Consider the following 16132-nt stretch of genomic DNA (forward strand, 5'->3'; position numbering starts at 1 on the left):
ATGGCCTACGTTCCCGTCGGACTTGGGGTAGCTGCCGCGGGCGCTGCTTTGGCCAGGTGGTAGGTCACAAGTGAGCCGGCGGGGACGCTGGCGCCGGAGGCGGGCTCGGAGCTGACGAAAGTGCCGGGAGCCTGCGTCTTGGTGGCCGGAGCGAGGTCAGCCCCCTTGGCCCAACGCAGGCCCGCACTTTCGATGGCCTGCTGCACGGCGGCTTCGCTGGCACCGGGCTGCAGCGTCGGGACCGTGGCGGGCGCCGGGCCCTTGGAGTAGCTCACTGTTATGGTTGTGCCCGATTGGACCCGTCCGGCCGGGTCTATTTGGACCACCGTTCCGGGGGTGGAATCGTCAAATACCTCGGCTCCGGTCACCACAAGGCCCAGTCCGATGAGTTCGCTGCGGACCTGGTTAAAGGGGCGGCCGAGATAGCTTTCCGGAATGAGGTTGATCCCGGCCGGAGTCGACTTTGTAGGCGTCGCGGGGCTGCTGGTGGGGCTCGCGCTTGAGGATGTGGGTGACGCGCTGGAGCTGCTCGGCTGCGCGCTGCTGCTGGTGGTGACCGCCGCGCTGCTGCTCGCCGGCGTCTTCGGGAACAGGATCCCGGCCTGGGTCAATACCACGCCCACCAAGGCGAACAGCACGAGCAGGATCAGCGCCACCAGCGGCCAGGTCCAGGGGCTGCGTCCGCGGTGCCCCGGTTCATCGACGGGATCGTCGTAGTCGTCGTCCTCCTGGTCCCAGGTGCGTTCCGCGGCGAGAGCATCGGCGCGTGAGAGTGTGCTTCGGGCCCCGGCGGCGTCGGATCCGGCAGCAAACCCAGCTGCGGCACCGGCTGCGGCGGCGCCGACTACCGGCAGTGCCGAGGTGGCCGACGTCGTTCGGTCAGCCGCGCCGATGACACCCGTAGCTGCTGTGGGGACGTCTACCGGGGCGGTGATCGGGCCGGTCGCCGCCTCGAAGAGGAGCATGCCGGGAACCGCGGCGTGAGCTGCGGAAATGTCGCCGTTGCGGATGGCTTCGGCAGCCTCCGACAGCTTGAGCGCGTCGGCGGGACGGTTCTTGGGGTCCTTGGCCAGCATCGACATCAGCAGCGCGCGGACCGGCTTCGGCAAGGTCTCCGGAAGCGGCGGCGGCGCATCATTGACCTGGGCCAGTGCGATGGCGATCTGTGATTCGCCGGAGAACGGGCGGCGGCCGGTGAGGCACTCGTAGCCGATCACGCCGAGGGCATAGATGTCCGAGGCTCCGGTCGCGAGTTGGCCGGTAGCCTGCTCGGGGGCCAGATACTGGGCCGTTCCCATCACCTGTCCGGTCTGGGTGAGCGGGACCTGGTCTGCCAGCCGAGCGATGCCAAAGTCCGTGACCTTTACGCGCCCGTCCGGGGTGATGAGCAGGTTGCCCGGCTTGATATCGCGGTGCACCAGGCCCTGGGTGTGCGCCATCGAGAGGGCGCGGGCCGTCTGGGCAATCATGGAAAGGGTGCGGTCCGGGGAAAGCACCTGTTCGTGTTCAATGATGCTGCTCAGCGGTTGGCCCGGAACGAGCTCCATCACGAGGTAGGCGGAGCCTTCTTCCTCGCCGTAGTCAAAGACGTTGGCGATGCCCACGTGGTTCAGCAGCGCCGTGTGCCGGGCCTCGGCCCGGAAGCGCTGGAGGAAACCGGGGTCCCCGGTGTACTCCTCCTTGAGCACCTTGATAGCGACGATGCGGCCAAGGATCAGATCTTTGGCTTTCCAGACTTCTCCCATGCCGCCGATCGCAATACGCGTCGTCAGCTGAAATCTGCCGCCGAGGGTGATTCCTGATGAAGGCCTCACTTATTCAACACCGCCTCAAAGATCTTCTTCGCATTCGGACTGGTTAGCTGTGCGCCGGTGGTGATGTCTACGCCTTCCATCACGATAGTGACAGCCACCTGCGGGTCATTCGCCGGGGCAAACCCGGTAAACCATGAATTGTTCAGGCCGTTGCCAAGCTCAGCGGTACCGGTCTTGCCGGCCACCTGGACTCCGGGCACGGCGGCCGCGCGGGCAATGCCGTCGCTGACGACACTGACCATCCACTCATTGATCTGCCGGGCAATCTCCGATGAGGTGGAGGTGCGCAGCACCTGGGGTTTCGGCTCGCTCAATGGCCGCAGGTCCGGGGAACGCAAGGCCTTGATGAGGTTTGGTTGCATCTGTACCCCGCCGTTCGCGATCGCCGCTGTCATCTGGTTGATCTGAAGCGGAGTCGCCCGGACGTCCCGCTGGCCAATCGACGACTGCGCGAGGCTGGCGTCATCCAGTTTTTCCACTGGGAAGAAGCTGGGGGCGGAGTCCAGCTTCAGCTGGTCGCCAAATTCCTGCCCGAAACCGAATTTTTCGGCCTGGTCGACAATGGCTTGCTGGCCCAGGTCCAGGGCGATCTTGGCGAACGGGGTGTTGCAGGACTGCTGCAGTGCGAAGGCAAACGTGGCCGTGTCGCGGGAGTAGCAGTTGCCGCCGGCGTAGTTGGGCAACTTGTACTGGATGCCGGGAAAGGACATCTCAGCCGGATTCGGCAGAATGCTGTCCTTATTGTATTTTCCCGAGTTCAGGGCAGCCGCCGTGTCAACGATTTTGAACACCGAGCCCGGTGCCAGCAAGGCCCCGGTGGGACCGCTGACGTTCTGGTTCAAGTTGATCCCGGGGACCTTGTTCAGCTCGGCCAAATTGGCTGCCTCGGCTGCCGGATCCTGGGTGGCGATCAGGTTCGGGTCGTAGGAGGGTTTGGAAACCATCGCTATGATCGCGCCGGTTTTCGGATTGGTCACCACAATCGAGCCGCGCTGTCCGTCCGGAATGAGGTCGTAGGCGAGCTTTTGGATGGCGGGATCCAGTGTGAGCTCAACGGAGGCGCCCTTGGGCTGGTTGCCCAGGAACAGTTGGCCGACACGGTCCAGGAACTGCTGGTCCGAGCTTCCAGCAAGCTCTTTGTTCATCGTTTTTTCCAACCCGGTCACGCCGAAGCTCCTGGAGAAGTAGCCGGTGATGCCGGCATACTGCGGCGGTTGGGTGTAGGTGCGCTGGAATTTGCAGCTCCCCGCCGTCTCGACTGACTCCGCCACCGGGGTGCCGCCCACGATGATGGCGCCGCGGTCGTTGCAGTAATTCTGGAGCAGGGTGCGTTTGTTCCACGCATTGGCCTGCAATTCGTCCGCGCCGACGACCTGGACGTAGCTGAGGGCGCCGAAGATCAGGACGAACATCGCGATCGCCGCGATCCAGGAGCTGCGGATGGCTTGGTTCACAGCTTCACCGCCGCGGTCGGTGTGTCCGGGCTGGTCCGTCCGGTACCGGGCGCGGCGGCCGGCTTCGAAGGCATGGCAGGGGTGACTTTCTGTTGGTCGGGTTGTTCGCCGGGGGCCAGCGGGGTCGTATCGACCGGGCCGCGTGCCGTGTGCGAGATCATCAGCAACAGTCCAACGATGATCCAGTTGGCCAGCAGGGAAGAGCCGCCGGCGGCCAGGAAGGGCGTGGTGAGGCCGGTGAGGGGAATGAGCCGTGTGACGCCGCCAATGACGACGAAGCACTGCAGTGCAATCGCGAAGGACAGTCCGGTGGCCAGCAGCTTCCCGAACGCGTCCCTCGTCCCCAGCGCAGCGCGGAAGCCGCGGGTGAAGAGCAACAGGTACATCAGCACGATCGCGAACAGGCCGATGAGTCCCAGTTCCTCACCGAAGGACGCGATAATCATGTCGCTGTTGGCGAATGGGACAAGATTGGGGCGTCCCTGGCCGAGGCCGGTGCCCACCAGGCCGCCGTTGGCCATACCGAACAAGCCCTCAACGATTTGCAGGCTGCCGCCAAACTCGCGGCCGTAGACCTCGTCTGTGAAGGCGTTGACCCAGCCGTCGATCCGCAGGGCCACGTGCGAGAAGACCCGGGACGCCACAAACCCGCCGGCAGCGAGCAGCCCGATCCCGATGATCACCCAGCTGATACGGCTCGTGGCGACATAGATCATCACGAGGAAAAGCCCGAAGAACAGGACTGAGGATCCCAGGTCCCGCTGAAAGATCAGCACGCCGATGCTCACGAGCCAGGCCGCCAGCATGGGGCCCATGTCCTTGAATCTGGGGAATTGGATGGGGCCGACTTTCCGGCCGGCCAACAGGATGAGATCCCGGTTGGAGGAAAGGTACCCTGCAAAGAATATTGCGAGCGTGATCTTCGCGATTTCACCGGGCTGGAAGGTCATCGAGCCAAATCTGATCCACACCCGGGCGCCCAGGATTTCACCGGCCGAGACGCCGGGAAGAAGCGGAAGGATCAACAGGAGCGCGCTGACGGCAAGCGAGATGTAGGTGAAACGGCGAAGGACCCGATGGTCCTTGAGGAACCAAATGACGGCGATTGAAACTGCCATGGCCACCAGCGTCCAGCGCAGCTGGTTGTTTCCCGTGTCTTCCCCGACCCGGTCGAGTCGGTGGATCATGGCGAGGCCGAGTCCATTCAGGGCGATCACCAGCGGAAGAATAACCGGATCGGCATATTTCGCGCGGAGGCGCAGCACGATGTGGAATACGAAGGCAGCGGCCGCCAACAGGCTGGACTGGAACCAGAACTCCGGGTCGAATGCCTTCTGCTGGTCCGCGCCGACCAGTACGTTGGCGCCGATGCCGACGGTGAGGGCCAGTACAAGCAGGACCAGTTCAACATTCCGCCGGGGCTTTGGCGTGGACTCTATCGGTGTCATTTGGCACCCTCACAGCTCGGAGCGGTCGACGACGGCGCTGGCGTGGCGCTGCCGGCCCCGCCCGGACTCGCGGTATTTCCCGGAGCCGATGACGCACCTGGGCTAGCCGGCGCCGGAGATGGCGTGATGCACTCGTCTGCGGGGGCTGTGGTTCCGGTGCGCTCCAGGTTCTTGACGATCCGCTGGGCATCGTAGAGATCCCTGGCAGGCACAGTCTGTCGGACCCGCTGCTGGGAGAATTCCGGCAGAGCCGACATCCGGACCTCGGTCACCGTTTCGAGCCTGGATAACTGGATGGGTCCCAGGCGTTGGGAGACCCCGTTGAAGATGGCTACATGCTGGTCCTGCTCGCCAATGTAGTACCGGGTCTGGGTCCAGGCGTAGCCCAGCCACAGACCGACGGCGAGCAGTGCCAGGATGGCGGCGGCGATTGCGATCGTCACCCAGCGGCGCGGCCGTCCGTCCGGGCTGAACTCCTCGGCTTCTTCTTTGGCCTGTTCCGACTTGTGGGTCAGGACGGTCGCGGCCCGGCGCGCCATGGTGCGCCCGGCGATGGTGGGAATGGAGCCGGATTCGGCAGCGGTGGCTGCTGCCCCCACAAGCTCGTGCGGCCGGCCGGAGAGTTCCTCGCGGAGGACCTCCGCGGAAAGGTGCTCACCCAAGTGCGGATCGGTGGAGTTTTCCGGCTCTTCCTGCGGCCTGACCCTCTCTGCTGAGCTCGGTGCCCCGGCGGTGTCCTTCGGGGTACCCGGTGACGAGGCCGCGGATTTGGCCGCTGCGCCGAAGGTGCTCCCGGTGGCCTGCTCGGTCCTTTCGGACCCGCCGGAGGCCACGATGGGGCTCTCTGGAGCCGGAACAACATCGACGGCGGCCGTCCGGACGTCGTCGGCGGTCTGTTCGACGATCTCCAGCATCACGACCGTCACATTGTCCGGGGCGCCTGCTTCGAGCGTGAGATCGACCAGCAGTTCGGCGCATTCACGCAGATCCCTGGTCTCCCGGACCGTGCGTTCCACGACGTGGCCGGCCACGTAATTCAGTCCGTCTGAGCAGAGCAGCCAGCGTTCGCCCGGCTCCACTTCGAGGGTGTCCAGGTCCAGCTCCGGGCTCGCGTCGACGTCACCGAGGACGCGCATCAGGACATTTTTGTGTGGATGGGTTTCGGCCTCTTCGGGCCGGAGCCGCCCTTCGTCGATGAGGCGCTGGACGAAGGTGTGGTCCACACTTACCTGCTCGTATTCACCGTTTCGAAGCCGGTATGCGCGTGAGTCACCAATGTGGGCGAAGTGGAGTTTGCCTTCGGCCAGCAGGAGGGCAGTGACGGTGGTGCCCATACCGGCCAATTTGGGATCAATGTGAACGAGTTCGGAGAGCAGCGAGTTGGCAGTCTGGATCTCGTCCGCCAGTATGGTGCCCGCGTCGCCGTCGTAGTCGTCGCTATCCAGATGGATCATGTCCAGCACCGTTGCGGCAGAGGCGACATCACCTCCGGCGTGTCCGCCCATACCGTCGGCAACGACGGCGAGGTGGCGGCCAACGTAGGCGGAGTCGTCGTTTTTTCCGCGCACCCTGCCGACGTCGGAACGCGCGGCATAGCGCATGATCAGTGGCCGCTTTGAGGCGGGTGCCTTGCCTGCGGGAAGGTCGGTGGCAGCCATGGCTACGGCCTCAATTCAATGACCGTCTTGCCGATTCTCACGGGGACACCCAACTCGACGGGCAGGGCCCGGGTGAGCTGCTGATCGGCCAGATAGGTGCCGTTTGTCGAGCCAAGGTCTTCAATGAACCAGCGGCTGCCCTGCGGGAACAAGCGCGCGTGGCGTCCCGAGGCGTAGTCATCCTCCAACACAAGAGTGGCTTCCTGGGCGCGGCCCAGCAGGATGGGGCTCGCCGCCAACTGGATCGTTGTGCCCTTGAGCGGACCCTCCGTGACGACCAGTTGGCGGGGCTGCTGTTTGGCGGGGGTGGCCGGCTCGGCCAGGGCCGGGTTTTTCCGCACCTGCCGCGCCGTCGGGGCGCCGGCCGCTGCCTTGCGGCCAATCATAAGATCGCGCCGCATGGCGGCAACGATGCTGAAGATCAGCACCCAGAGGAGCAGGAGGAAACCGAAGCGCAGGGCGGTGATCGTCAGTTCGCTCACCGGCGGCCACCCGGGTTGGCGGGCAAAAGGCGGAAGATGATTTTGGTCCGTCCCATAGTGATTGTGGTGCCGTCGGTGAGTTCCGAGGACCCCACGACCTTGTGGCCGTTGACGTAGCTGCCGTTGGTGGAGCCCAGATCGACGGCCTGGGCGGTCCCCTGCCCCGTCCGGATTTCCAGGTGGCGGCGGGAAACGCCGGTGTCGTCGATGAGGATGTCTGCTTCGGAAGAACGTCCCAAAACGATTGACGGAGCGTTCAGCGAGTACCGCTGCCCATCGATGTCCAGAACCGGCTGCATCCGAGAGGGCTGGCGCGTCGGTGCGGCCGGCATGCCGCCATGCCCCGCCGGCTGCGGGGCGGAGGGGGTCTTTTCGGTCCGCGACGTGATTTCGAAGGCTCCGGCGCGGCGTTCCTCATCACGGCGGAAACTGATCCGGACCGGGCCCTGGAGGGTGTACCCCTGGCTGCGAACGTGGTTGATCACAACATCGCACAGTTCTTCCGCAAGGGGAGTGCCCCATTCCTGGGCCCGCTCGAAGTCGGAGTCACTGAGGAGGATGTCAAAGACGTTGGGAGCAAGGGTCCGCCCCGCCGCGATGGTGATGGCCTTGTTATCCACCTGGCGGCGGAGGTGGCTGGCAATCTCGACCGGCTCAACCTGGGCGCGGGAACCGGTGGAGAAGACCCCGCGGACGGCCTTTTCGATGCCGCGCTCGACTTTGTCCAGCAATCCCATGGTCCTTCTCCTTTCGTGACGACTGCAGGGCAGAATTCTGTCCGGAACTCGGTTTCCCGCATCTGCGGGAGCCCGCTGGTAACGGGCACTCCTAATCAGATACTACTGGGCGAGTCTGGAAATGGCCTTAATGCGGGCCACCGCTGCGTGCCAGGGAAAATACCTCGGAGCCCTCCTGACGTGCGCTGACACCTGCTTAATCCGCCCGGCGCGAAGACCTCCGTTTCTCCGCGGCGGTCGCATCCCGGGTGCCGGCCGGAGCCGGATTCCGGGTGCGGCGGGTGGCTGAAGTCTTCCCCTGGCTGGCCCTTCGGCTCCGCCGGGGTCCCCCTCCGGGGGTCGATTGGCCTTTTCCCGCTCTTGTCCGTTATGCTTGATCTCGCTGCTTTCACGAGGTTGGCGGTCCGGATTCCGGGCCCGGATTAAGTGGAAGAAGTTGCGCGCGAGTGGCGGAACGGCAGACGCGCTGGCTTCAGGTGCCAGTGTCCGAAAGGGCGTGGGGGTTCAAATCCCCCCTCGCGCACGCACTAGAACCCCGGTCTTCGGACCGGGGTTCTTTTTTGTGCGCTCCCGGGCCCTTCGGAGGGCCGGACCCGGACGGCTAGACCCGCAGCGCGCCGAAACCGGTGACAAGCGTGTCGAGTCCCAGCTCAAATGCGGCGTCGGCCTGATTCGCGTGCCCTTGCTCGGCCAGGCGAGCCACGGCTTCCGTGAAATTCGGTGTCGACGCAGCCATTCGGCCGGAGTCAAAAATGTCCGCGGGTGCAGTGACGTCATACGCCGAGCCGAAAATGAAGGATTCCAGGGCCACAATTGCGGAAATAATCCGCTCCTGCGGGAAACCGGCTCGGCCGAATCCGGCGCTGACGGCCTCGTACATGGCGAGGGTCTTGGGCGCGTCGGTGACCGGGAGCACTGCAATCACCGGGATCAGGGGGGTGTGCTGGGAGAACACGTTCCGGTAGCTCCAGGCCCACCTGCGCACGGCCTGGTCCCACGGTTCGGCGTCGAAGGCTGACACGTCAACGAAGGACGTGAGGTGGTCCTGGACCAGCACCAGTACGTCCTGTTTGGACGAGACGTGGTTGTACAAGGCCGACGGAGCGACGTTGAGCGTCCGCGCCAATGCGGCCATCGTAAATCCGCCGTAGCCGCTCTTGCCGATGAGCTGAAGCGCCGCCACGGTGATGACGTCCTGATCGAGGATGGCGGCAGCAGGCCGGCCAGCCCTGCGGCGGGGTTTTGCGCCCTGGCGGTGCGGTTCTGCGGGGGCACTGGTTGATGCCGGCATTCCTGGCCTTTCTGCTGTGGGGCGGTTCTCCCATTCTGCCCTTACTTTGCGTCCGAATTTTCTTCGCCTGAAGGTCTTCCCTAGCGCACCCGATGGGTCTATAGTCGAGTCTAAATGAATGGCATTCATTTAGTGGGCCGCATCACTTCGCGGCCACGGAGAGGACATCATGCTGGAACTTGACCGCGACGTCGTTATTGTCGGAGCCGGGCCCGCCGGGCTGACCGCAGCCCGTGAACTGAAAAAGGCCGGCCTAAGCGTGGCCGTGCTGGAAGCGCGCGACCGCGTTGGCGGCCGCACCTGGACCGATACCATCGATGGCGCCATGCTCGAAATCGGTGGCCAGTGGGTCTCCCCGGATCAGACCGAACTGCTGGCGCTCCTCGACGATCTGGGCCTCCACACCTATTCCCGCTACCGCGACGGCGAGTCCGTCTATATCGGATCCAACGGTAAGCGCACGCTCTATTCGGGGGCTACCTTCCCGGTCAGCGAGAGGACCGCGACCGAAATGGACAAGCTCACGGCGCTGCTGGACTCCCTCGCCGCCGAGATTGGCCCCACCGAGCCGTGGGCGCATCCCAAGGCCCGAGAGTTGGACACCATCTCCTTCCACCACTGGCTGCGGGAGAACTCCACGGAGGAGGAAGCCTGCAACAATATCGGCCTCTTTATTGCAGGTGGCATGCTGACCAAGCCGGCCCACGCTTTTTCGGCCCTGCAGGCGGTGCTGATGGCTGCCTCCGCAGGATCCTTCAGCCACCTCACCGATGAGGACTTTATCCTCGACAAGCGCGTCGTTGGGGGAATGCAGCAGGTCTCGGTCCTGATGGCCGCCGAACTGGGGAACGACGTTGTATTGGACAGTCCGGTGCGCACCGTCAACTGGAGCGCGGACGCGGGCGGGGAGCAGCGTGTCACCGCCGTATCGGACCGTGCCACTGTGAACGCGCGGTTCGTTATTATGGCCGTCCCGCCCAACCTGTACTCCCGGGTCTCGTTCAATCCGCCGCTGCCGCGCCGCCAGCACCAGATGCACCAGCACCAGTCGCTGGGACTGGTGATCAAGGTCCATGCCGTCTACAGCACCCCGTTCTGGCGCGAGGACGGACTCTCCGGAACCTGCTTCGGCGCCGGCGCCCTGGTCCAGGAGGTCTACGACAACACCAACCACGAGGACCCCCGCGGCACCCTGGTCGGCTTTATCTCGGATGAGAAGGCCGACGCCATGTTCGAGCTCAGCGCCGAGGAACGCCGCCGCACCATCCTCGAATCGATCGCCGGCTTCCTGGGGGACAAAGCCCTCGAACCGGAGGTCTACTACGAGTCGGACTGGGGGTCCGAGGAGTGGACGCGCGGCGCCTATGCTTCCAGCTACGACCTGGGTGGACTGCATCGCTACGGAAAGGACCAGCACGCACCCGTTGGTCCGATCTACTGGTCCTCCTCCGATCTCGCCGCTGAGGGCTACCAGCATGTCGACGGCGCAGTCCGGATGGGGCGCCACACGGCGGCCCGGATCGCCGCGGCGGCAGACCGCGCGTCTGTCTCCGCCAATTAGCCCTTTTTTACGGCCCAGCCCGCGCAACCCTCCAGAAAGGACCGGCCAGATGCGTTATGTAGTGGGATATTCAGCCAATGCGAGAGGCCACGATGCCATTAACCTGGCCATCTCGCTGGCCCGGGGCCGCGGTGCCAGCCTGGATTTGGTGCTGGCAGTGCCCGAAATCCAGCAGGTAGCCGCCGCCCATGCACCCAAGGCCGGTTTCGAGACGCTGCTGAACGAGCAGGCACAACAATGGCTCGACGAGGCCCTTGCCCTCGTTCCGGCGGACGTCCCGGCGCGGGCCCATATCCGCAGCGGAGATTCCGACGCCCGGACACTGATCCAGGCGGCCGAGGAGCTGGGGGCCGACGTCCTCGTGATCGGGGCCACCAGCAACGGGCTTTTTAAGCGATTTACCATCGGGTCGGTAGCCAGCGCGCTGCTCCACGCATCGACCGTTCCGGTGGCCTTGGCCCCCCGCGGCTACCACCGGACGGAGGCCCTGGCCCGGATCAGTTGTGGACTCGGCACCCGGACGGGGGCGGAGAAGCTGCTCGACTTCGCCATCGGCATGGCAGCGAACCGGTCCGTGCCGCTGCGGGTGGTGTCGTTGCTCGCTCTTGACGGCGGTGATTCGGCAGCGTCGGCCGAGGCCGCCCGCGAGTACGCCGAAAAGACTGTCGCGGACGCCGCGCCGGCCAGCCCTTCCGGTGACCCGCTCTCGGCCGCCACGGATGTGGTCGTTGCGCAGGGCCGGAGCATCGAAGAGGCCGTAGACGGCCTCGACTGGGAGGACGGGGAGATCCTGGTCATCGGCTCTAGCCGGCTGGCCCACCCGCGGTCCATATTTCTGGGAAGCACAGCGAACCGCATCCTGCGCGCCCTTCCGGTGCCGATGTTTGTGGTACCCAGCGGCTACGAACTCAAGCACCAGAACCATTCAACGTTGAATGACACCTCCGGAGAGGCCCCATCATGAGCACCGAACACGCGACGGCCAAGACCGCGCACGATACCCACGCAGGACTCAGCGCCAAGGGCCTGAAAGCCGGATCGGTGGGACTGATCGGCGCCGTCGTTATTGGCGTTTCCTGTATTGCCCCGGCCTACACCCTGACCGCCGCCCTCGGGCCCACTGTCGCCGAGGTCGGAGTGCAGTTGCCGGCCATCTTCCTGGTGGGGTTCTTTCCGATGCTGCTCGTCGCATTCGGTTACCGGGAGCTGAACAACGCGATGCCCGACGCCGGCACATCCTTCACCTGGGCCTCGCGCGCCTTCGGTCCATGGATCGGTTGGATGGGCGGCTGGGGACTGATCGCCGCGACGATCATTGTGTTGTCCAACCTGGCGGCCGTCGCCGTTGACTTCTTCTACCTCATGCTGGCCCAGGTGTTCAGCAATCCCGATCTGGCTGACCTGACCCTGAACCTGCCCGTGAACATCGCCACCACGCTGGTGTTCATCGCGCTGGCCTGTTGGATCTCCTACCGCGGCATGGAAACGACGAAGGGTGTCCAGTACGTGCTCGTCGCGTTCCAGCTCTTTGTGCTCGGCTGGTTCGCCATCGCCGCTTTTAGCCACGTCGCCAACGGCACAGCCTTTGACGCCACGGCGATCACCCCCGACTGGTTCAACCCGTTTGCCGTTGGATCCTTCTCGGCTTTCGCCGCCGGCGTCTCGCTCTCGATCTTCATTTACTGGGGCTGGGACGTCACGTTGACCATGAACGAGGAAACCCGCAACCCGGAGAAGACCCCGGGCCGAGCGGCCACCGTCACAGTGCTGGTCATCGTGATCATCTACATGACTGTGGCCCTTGCGACACTGTCTTTCGCCGGCGTCGGAGAGGAAGGCCTGGGTGCCGGAAACCCCGAGAACCAGGGAAGTATCTTCGCGGTCCTCGCCGGACCGGTGATGGGCCCGTTCGCGATCCTGATGTCCCTGTCCATCCTGAGCAGCTCGGCCGCGTCCTTGCAGTCGACGTTCGTTTCCCCGGCACGAACGCTGCTGGCGATGGGCCATTACCAGGCGCTGCCGGCGAAATTCGGCAAGATCAGTCCCACGTTCAAGTCTCCGAGCTACGCCACGATTGCCGCCGCCATCGCCGCCGCGGCGTTCTACGTGGTCACCCGGACCACCTCCGAGAATGCGTTGTGGGACACCATCACCGCCCTGGGCATGATGATCTGCTTCTACTACGGCATCACGGCTCTGGCCTGCGTCTGGTTCTTCCGGAGCGAGGCCTTCAAGGGGGCGCACTCGTTCTTCTTCAAATTCCTCTCCCCGCTGCTGGGCGGCATTATCCTTCTGGTGATGTTCCTCAAGACCGCGTATGACTCCATGGACCCGGCGTACGGTTCCGGTTCATCGGTCGGCGGAATCGGCCTCGTGTTCATCCTGGGCATGGGCGTGATCCTGCTGGGAGTGGTCCTGATGCTGGTTATGTACAAGCTCCGCCCGGAGTTCTTCAAGGGCAAGGTTCTGTCCAAGGGATACTGAGCCCGCAGTCAACACCGGGAAGGTCCTCCTGCCGGCAGTTGTTGATAAGTAAGCACACTTACCAATAGGCTGTCGGAAGGGGGACCTTCCCCCGTTCGGAACCTGAACGAGGTGACAGCATGTCGGACGCAGCAAACATCAGCAAAGTTACGGACATCATCAACGATTCGCGGATCGGAATGTTCACCACAGTTAATAACGAGGGCGCATTGGTCAGCCGGCCGCTTGCCGTCCAGGACGTGTTGGAGGACGGGGATATGTGGTTCTTCACCTCCGCCACCACCTCCCAGGTAGCCCACGTCCGGGCCCATCCGGCCGTCAACGTCTCCTTCGGCAAAGGGACGGAATGGGTGTCCGTGGCCGGGACGGCGGAAGTTGTTACGGACCGCGCGAAGATCCGCGGGCTCTGGAACCCGATGGTCGAGGCTTGGTTCCCGGACGGTCCCGATACCCCCGACGTGGTGCTGCTGCATGTCGATTCGGACTCTGCCGAGTACTGGACCAGCCCTGGCGGGACGGCCGCGACTGTGCTCCAGTGGGTTAAGTCCAAGGTTATGCACAACCGGATGAGCGTGGGCGAAAGCGGCACTGTGGAGCTGTAATGCTGGTCCGCTTGCGGCGGAGCGTTGCCGCGCGCGGGTGAGTTGCCGCCGGCGTCAGCCGAGCACGGGATCCGCCGTCACCAAGGCCGCGGTGCGGACCGGGGCCTTGTGTTGCACCCCGGCGGCGCGTTCGGCCTCGGCGAGGGCTTGTTCCAGGCGGGCGACAGCCGGGGCGTAGCCGGGATCGGTTCCGCCCCGGAGCAGCTCTGCGGCCTTTATGGCCCGGATCAGCACCGCCGTCTCCGGTTGCCGCGGGTCACTCATGGCGGGGTAATCGATGCAATGCGCGGGGTCGAGTTCGTAGCGTTGCCATCGTGCCAGGGCGCTGCGGTGCCGGGCGGCTGCGAGTTCGTTGCGGCCAGCAGTCTCCCGGGCGAACCGGCGGGCCGCCGTCTTCTCGACGATCCCGGGCGTCCCCAGGTAGCTGGCGGCAGCCGCGGCGGCGGCGAGAATGGCGAGCAGGAGCCCGGCCCAAGGTGCCGCCAGGGCGGGGAGGATTACCGCCGGAACGGCGACGGCGAGCCCGGCGAAAGCATCCCAGAAAACGGCATCCGGCAGGCCATCCTCTGCGGCCTTGTGCTTGCGGACCAGGTAGACCGAGGCTCCCGCAGCGATCACCACAACGGCGGCCAGCGCCAGGAATTGCCATAACGCGAACGGGGCGGACAAGAACGGTGACGCCATTCCAACACCTCCAGGGATTCGGCCCGGTGCGGGCGCGGTTCCACTGATTCCATTGGAGTCCATGGACGGCGGGCCGTCAATGGTCAGCCGGGGGCCGAGGGTGTCAGTTATTCGATGTCGGTTGCGGGAACTTCATCCGGCCGCACCGGGACTGAGCTTGCCCGCCGCCTTCAGCGGCTATTCGGCCGAGTTGCGTTCGTTTTTGGTGTCCTTCTTCGCGGCTTCATCCTTGACCCGCTGGGCTTCGGCACGGACGGCGGCGTGGGTGGAGCGTTCGGCGACCAGCCAAGCCGGGGGCGCCTGCAGCAGCGCGGTGATCTCCGCCGTCGTCAGCGCCTCCTCGACGCCGCCGCGGGCCAGGCCGCTGATGGAGACGTTAAGCTTCTGGGCGACCACCGGGCGGGGATGCGGGCCGTTGCGGCGAAGTTCCGCGAGCCACTCCGGCGGGGTGGCCTGGAGCTCGGCGAAATCGGCGCGGCTGATAACCGAATCCTGGAACTCCTGGGGTGTTGCGGGCAGGTAGATGCCAAGCTTCTTGGCAACGGTGGCCGGCTTCATGGACTGGGAGTTTGCAGAGGTCATGGTTCAAGGGTATCCGGCCAGAGCGGGAGCGGGCACCGGTACTGAACCCTAAGACCCGCCATGCGCCGGGCCGGGCGGTACTGTGAACATGTGTCCGCAGCAGAAGAACCTCCCCAGACCCCAGATGAAGCCACCGCCGTCCCGGCCGAAGCAGCCGCCCGGGAGTTGCGTTTCGCGTACGTCGCCGGCGTAACGCCGGGCAAGTGGACGCGGCGCTGGGAAGAGCGGATGCCTGATGTTCCGCTACGTTCCTTTATGTCCGACGACGGCACCCAGCTCGCCGTGCTGCGCGACGGTTCCGCCGACCTGAGCTTTGTCCGGCTGCCCGTGGAGCGCGAGGGCTTGAGCGTTATTGCCCTGTACGAGGAACAGCCAGTGGTGGTGGCGCCCAAGGGACATGAGATCTCCGTGTTCGAGGAAGTGGCGCTGGCCGATCTCGCCACGGAGTCGTTCCTGGACGTCGCCGAACTTGGCGGCCCCGAAATGGCCCTGCAGGTGGTGGCGACGGGGGCTGGCCTCGTTATCCTGCCCATGTCCGTGGCGCGCCACTTCAACGTCAAGGACACTGTGGCGCGCAAACTGACCGGGGCGCCCGCCACGGAGATCGCAGTGGCGTGGCGCAGCGAAACCACTGATGAAGTGATCGAGGAGTTCATCGGAATTGTCCGCGGCCGCACTGCCGCGAGCTCCCGCCAGCCCTCTGCCAACCAGGAAAAGCCCAAAAAGGAACCGAAGCCTGACCGGCGCGGCCCTGCCGTAAAGAAGCCAAAGGTGGCTCAACGGTACGCCCCGAACCCGGATAAGGGCCGCGGGAAAGGTTCCAGGAAAAGAGGCAAGCGCTAAGGATCCGCTGCCCGGGAGCTACTTGGCGCAGGCGTCCTGGAGAGCCTGGACGGACTCGGCCGGCGCCTGATCCCCGGAGTCGGCGATCTGGCGCAGCGGAGTGACGATCTCCGCGGGAACTCCCGCTTTCTCCGCGCCGGAGACCAGGCTGCCGAGCACTTCCTTGTCCTTCACGCTGACCAAGCCGTCCGCCACGAGGGAGCACGCCTGCTTCTTGATTTCACTCCCGGCAGCTGTGGCAACCTGGGAGGCGCCGTCGCTGACGGCCTTGTTGGCGGCGTCCTGCACCTGCCCGCAGCCCGTCAGCGCGATCATCAGGGCAGCAGCGGACAGGGCGGCGAGGCGAAGTTTCATTCGTTCACCCTAGCAAGGGCCGCTCGCCCGAAGCCGGCCGCCGGCGCTTCTCCCCGGTTCGATGGAAAACGGTTCGGTGGAAAACGGTTCGGTGGAAAACAGGGACGCTGCCGCCAGATCACGCGGTGCGGAAAAGCC

At 65.1% G+C, this 16132-nt stretch carries 15 protein-coding genes and 1 tRNA gene; 6 read left to right on the plus strand and 10 right to left on the minus strand.

What is annotated here, in order from left to right; genetic code table 11:
• Nucleotides 1–5: 5 nt before the first annotated feature.
• From QI450_RS16515 to QI450_RS16540, 6 genes are read right to left on the minus strand one after another with little or no spacing between them, the layout of a single operon-like run.
• Nucleotides 6–1814, minus strand: coding sequence for a protein kinase (locus tag QI450_RS16515; RefSeq protein WP_226775544.1), 1809 nt, complete (start codon nt 1812–1814; stop codon nt 6–8).
• Complete coding sequence (locus QI450_RS16520) at nt 1811–3268, minus strand: penicillin-binding protein 2 (RefSeq protein WP_226775543.1); 1458 nt, start codon at nt 3266–3268, stop codon at nt 1811–1813. Before QI450_RS16520 ends, QI450_RS16515 begins: the two co-directional genes overlap by 4 nt.
• A complete protein-coding gene (locus QI450_RS16525) occupies nt 3265–4716 on the minus strand; it encodes an FtsW/RodA/SpoVE family cell cycle protein (protein WP_226775542.1) in 1452 nt (483 codons plus the stop codon). Before QI450_RS16525 ends, QI450_RS16520 begins: the two co-directional genes overlap by 4 nt.
• A complete protein-coding gene (locus QI450_RS16530; RefSeq protein ID WP_226775541.1) occupies nt 4713–6374 on the minus strand; it encodes a PP2C family serine/threonine-protein phosphatase in 1662 nt (553 codons plus the stop codon). Before QI450_RS16530 ends, QI450_RS16525 begins: the two co-directional genes overlap by 4 nt.
• Nucleotides 6375–6376: 2 nt before the next feature.
• The gene (locus QI450_RS16535) at nt 6377–6856 is read right to left on the minus strand and encodes an FHA domain-containing protein (protein WP_226775540.1); all 480 of its coding nucleotides are present in this window, start codon (nt 6854–6856) and stop codon (nt 6377–6379) included.
• Nucleotides 6853–7593, minus strand: coding sequence for a DUF3662 and FHA domain-containing protein (locus QI450_RS16540; protein ID WP_226775539.1), 741 nt, complete (start codon nt 7591–7593; stop codon nt 6853–6855). Before QI450_RS16540 ends, QI450_RS16535 begins: the two co-directional genes overlap by 4 nt.
• Nucleotides 7594–8033: 440 nt before the next feature.
• Between QI450_RS16540 and QI450_RS16545 the strand changes: the two genes are divergently transcribed.
• Nucleotides 8034–8116: transfer RNA gene (locus tag QI450_RS16545), tRNA-Leu, on the plus strand.
• Between the two features lie 78 nt (nt 8117–8194).
• Here QI450_RS16545 and QI450_RS16550 read toward each other — a convergent pair.
• The gene (locus tag QI450_RS16550) at nt 8195–8884 is read right to left on the minus strand and encodes a TetR/AcrR family transcriptional regulator (RefSeq protein ID WP_226775538.1); all 690 of its coding nucleotides are present in this window, start codon (nt 8882–8884) and stop codon (nt 8195–8197) included.
• A 169-nt stretch (nt 8885–9053) separates the two neighbouring features.
• Between QI450_RS16550 and QI450_RS16555 the strand changes: the two genes are divergently transcribed.
• From QI450_RS16555 to QI450_RS16570, 4 genes are all read left to right on the plus strand, one after another.
• The gene (locus QI450_RS16555) at nt 9054–10445 is read left to right on the plus strand and encodes an NAD(P)/FAD-dependent oxidoreductase (RefSeq protein ID WP_226775537.1); all 1392 of its coding nucleotides are present in this window, start codon (nt 9054–9056) and stop codon (nt 10443–10445) included.
• A 49-nt stretch (nt 10446–10494) separates the two neighbouring features.
• On the plus strand, nt 10495–11409 hold the full coding sequence (locus QI450_RS16560; protein WP_226775536.1) for a universal stress protein: 915 nt from the start codon (nt 10495–10497) through the stop codon (nt 11407–11409).
• The gene (locus tag QI450_RS16565) at nt 11406–12929 is read left to right on the plus strand and encodes an APC family permease (protein WP_226775535.1); all 1524 of its coding nucleotides are present in this window, start codon (nt 11406–11408) and stop codon (nt 12927–12929) included. Before QI450_RS16560 ends, QI450_RS16565 begins: the two co-directional genes overlap by 4 nt.
• Before the next feature lie 119 nt (nt 12930–13048).
• Entirely contained in the window at nt 13049–13531 is a 483-nt protein-coding gene (locus QI450_RS16570; protein WP_226775534.1) for a pyridoxamine 5'-phosphate oxidase family protein, read from the plus strand.
• A 54-nt stretch (nt 13532–13585) separates the two neighbouring features.
• Here QI450_RS16570 and QI450_RS16575 read toward each other — a convergent pair whose 3' ends face one another.
• Together QI450_RS16575 and QI450_RS16580 are read right to left on the minus strand one after the other, a co-directional pair.
• Nucleotides 13586–14215, minus strand: a complete 630-nt coding sequence (locus QI450_RS16575; protein ID WP_226775533.1) for a hypothetical protein — start codon at nt 14213–14215, stop codon at nt 13586–13588.
• 177 nt (nt 14216–14392) lie between these two features.
• On the minus strand, nt 14393–14797 hold the full coding sequence (locus QI450_RS16580) for a DUF5997 family protein (RefSeq protein WP_226775532.1): 405 nt from the start codon (nt 14795–14797) through the stop codon (nt 14393–14395).
• 90 nt (nt 14798–14887) lie between these two features.
• On the opposite strand from QI450_RS16580, the gene QI450_RS16585 reads away from it, so the two are divergent.
• On the plus strand, nt 14888–15640 hold the full coding sequence (locus QI450_RS16585; RefSeq protein WP_226775531.1) for a LysR substrate-binding domain-containing protein: 753 nt from the start codon (nt 14888–14890) through the stop codon (nt 15638–15640).
• Nucleotides 15641–15658: 18 nt separating this feature from the next.
• Here QI450_RS16585 and QI450_RS16590 read toward each other — a convergent pair whose 3' ends face one another.
• Nucleotides 15659–15994 (minus strand): hypothetical protein, encoded by a 336-nt coding sequence (locus tag QI450_RS16590; RefSeq protein WP_226775530.1) that lies wholly within the window; start codon nt 15992–15994, stop codon nt 15659–15661.
• Between the last annotated feature and the right edge of the window lie 138 nt (nt 15995–16132).

Origin of the sequence: Arthrobacter sp. EM1 (genome assembly GCF_029964055.1) — a bacterium.
Taxonomy (GTDB): Bacteria; Actinomycetota; Actinomycetes; order Actinomycetales; family Micrococcaceae; genus Arthrobacter.

Excerpts from the sequence above, each read along its gene's own strand:
- QI450_RS16525 (WP_226775542.1), bottom strand. The coding sequence starts at position 4,716 with ATGACACCGATAGAGTCCACGCCAAAGCCCCGGCGGAATGTTGAACTG.
- QI450_RS16530 (WP_226775541.1), bottom strand. The coding sequence starts at position 6,374 with ATGGCTGCCACCGACCTTCCCGCAGGCAAGGCACCCGCCTCAAAGCGG.
- QI450_RS16540 (WP_226775539.1), bottom strand. The coding sequence starts at position 7,593 with ATGGGATTGCTGGACAAAGTCGAGCGCGGCATCGAAAAGGCCGTCCGC.
- QI450_RS16550 (WP_226775538.1), bottom strand. The coding sequence starts at position 8,884 with ATGCCGGCATCAACCAGTGCCCCCGCAGAACCGCACCGCCAGGGCGCA.
- QI450_RS16555 (WP_226775537.1), top strand. The coding sequence starts at position 9,054 with ATGCTGGAACTTGACCGCGACGTCGTTATTGTCGGAGCCGGGCCCGCC.
- QI450_RS16560 (WP_226775536.1), top strand. The coding sequence starts at position 10,495 with ATGCGTTATGTAGTGGGATATTCAGCCAATGCGAGAGGCCACGATGCC.
- QI450_RS16565 (WP_226775535.1), top strand. The coding sequence starts at position 11,406 with ATGAGCACCGAACACGCGACGGCCAAGACCGCGCACGATACCCACGCA.
- QI450_RS16570 (WP_226775534.1), top strand. The coding sequence starts at position 13,049 with ATGTCGGACGCAGCAAACATCAGCAAAGTTACGGACATCATCAACGAT.
- QI450_RS16575 (WP_226775533.1), bottom strand. The coding sequence starts at position 14,215 with ATGGCGTCACCGTTCTTGTCCGCCCCGTTCGCGTTATGGCAATTCCTG.
- QI450_RS16580 (WP_226775532.1), bottom strand. The coding sequence starts at position 14,797 with ATGACCTCTGCAAACTCCCAGTCCATGAAGCCGGCCACCGTTGCCAAG.
- QI450_RS16590 (WP_226775530.1), bottom strand. The coding sequence starts at position 15,994 with ATGAAACTTCGCCTCGCCGCCCTGTCCGCTGCTGCCCTGATGATCGCG.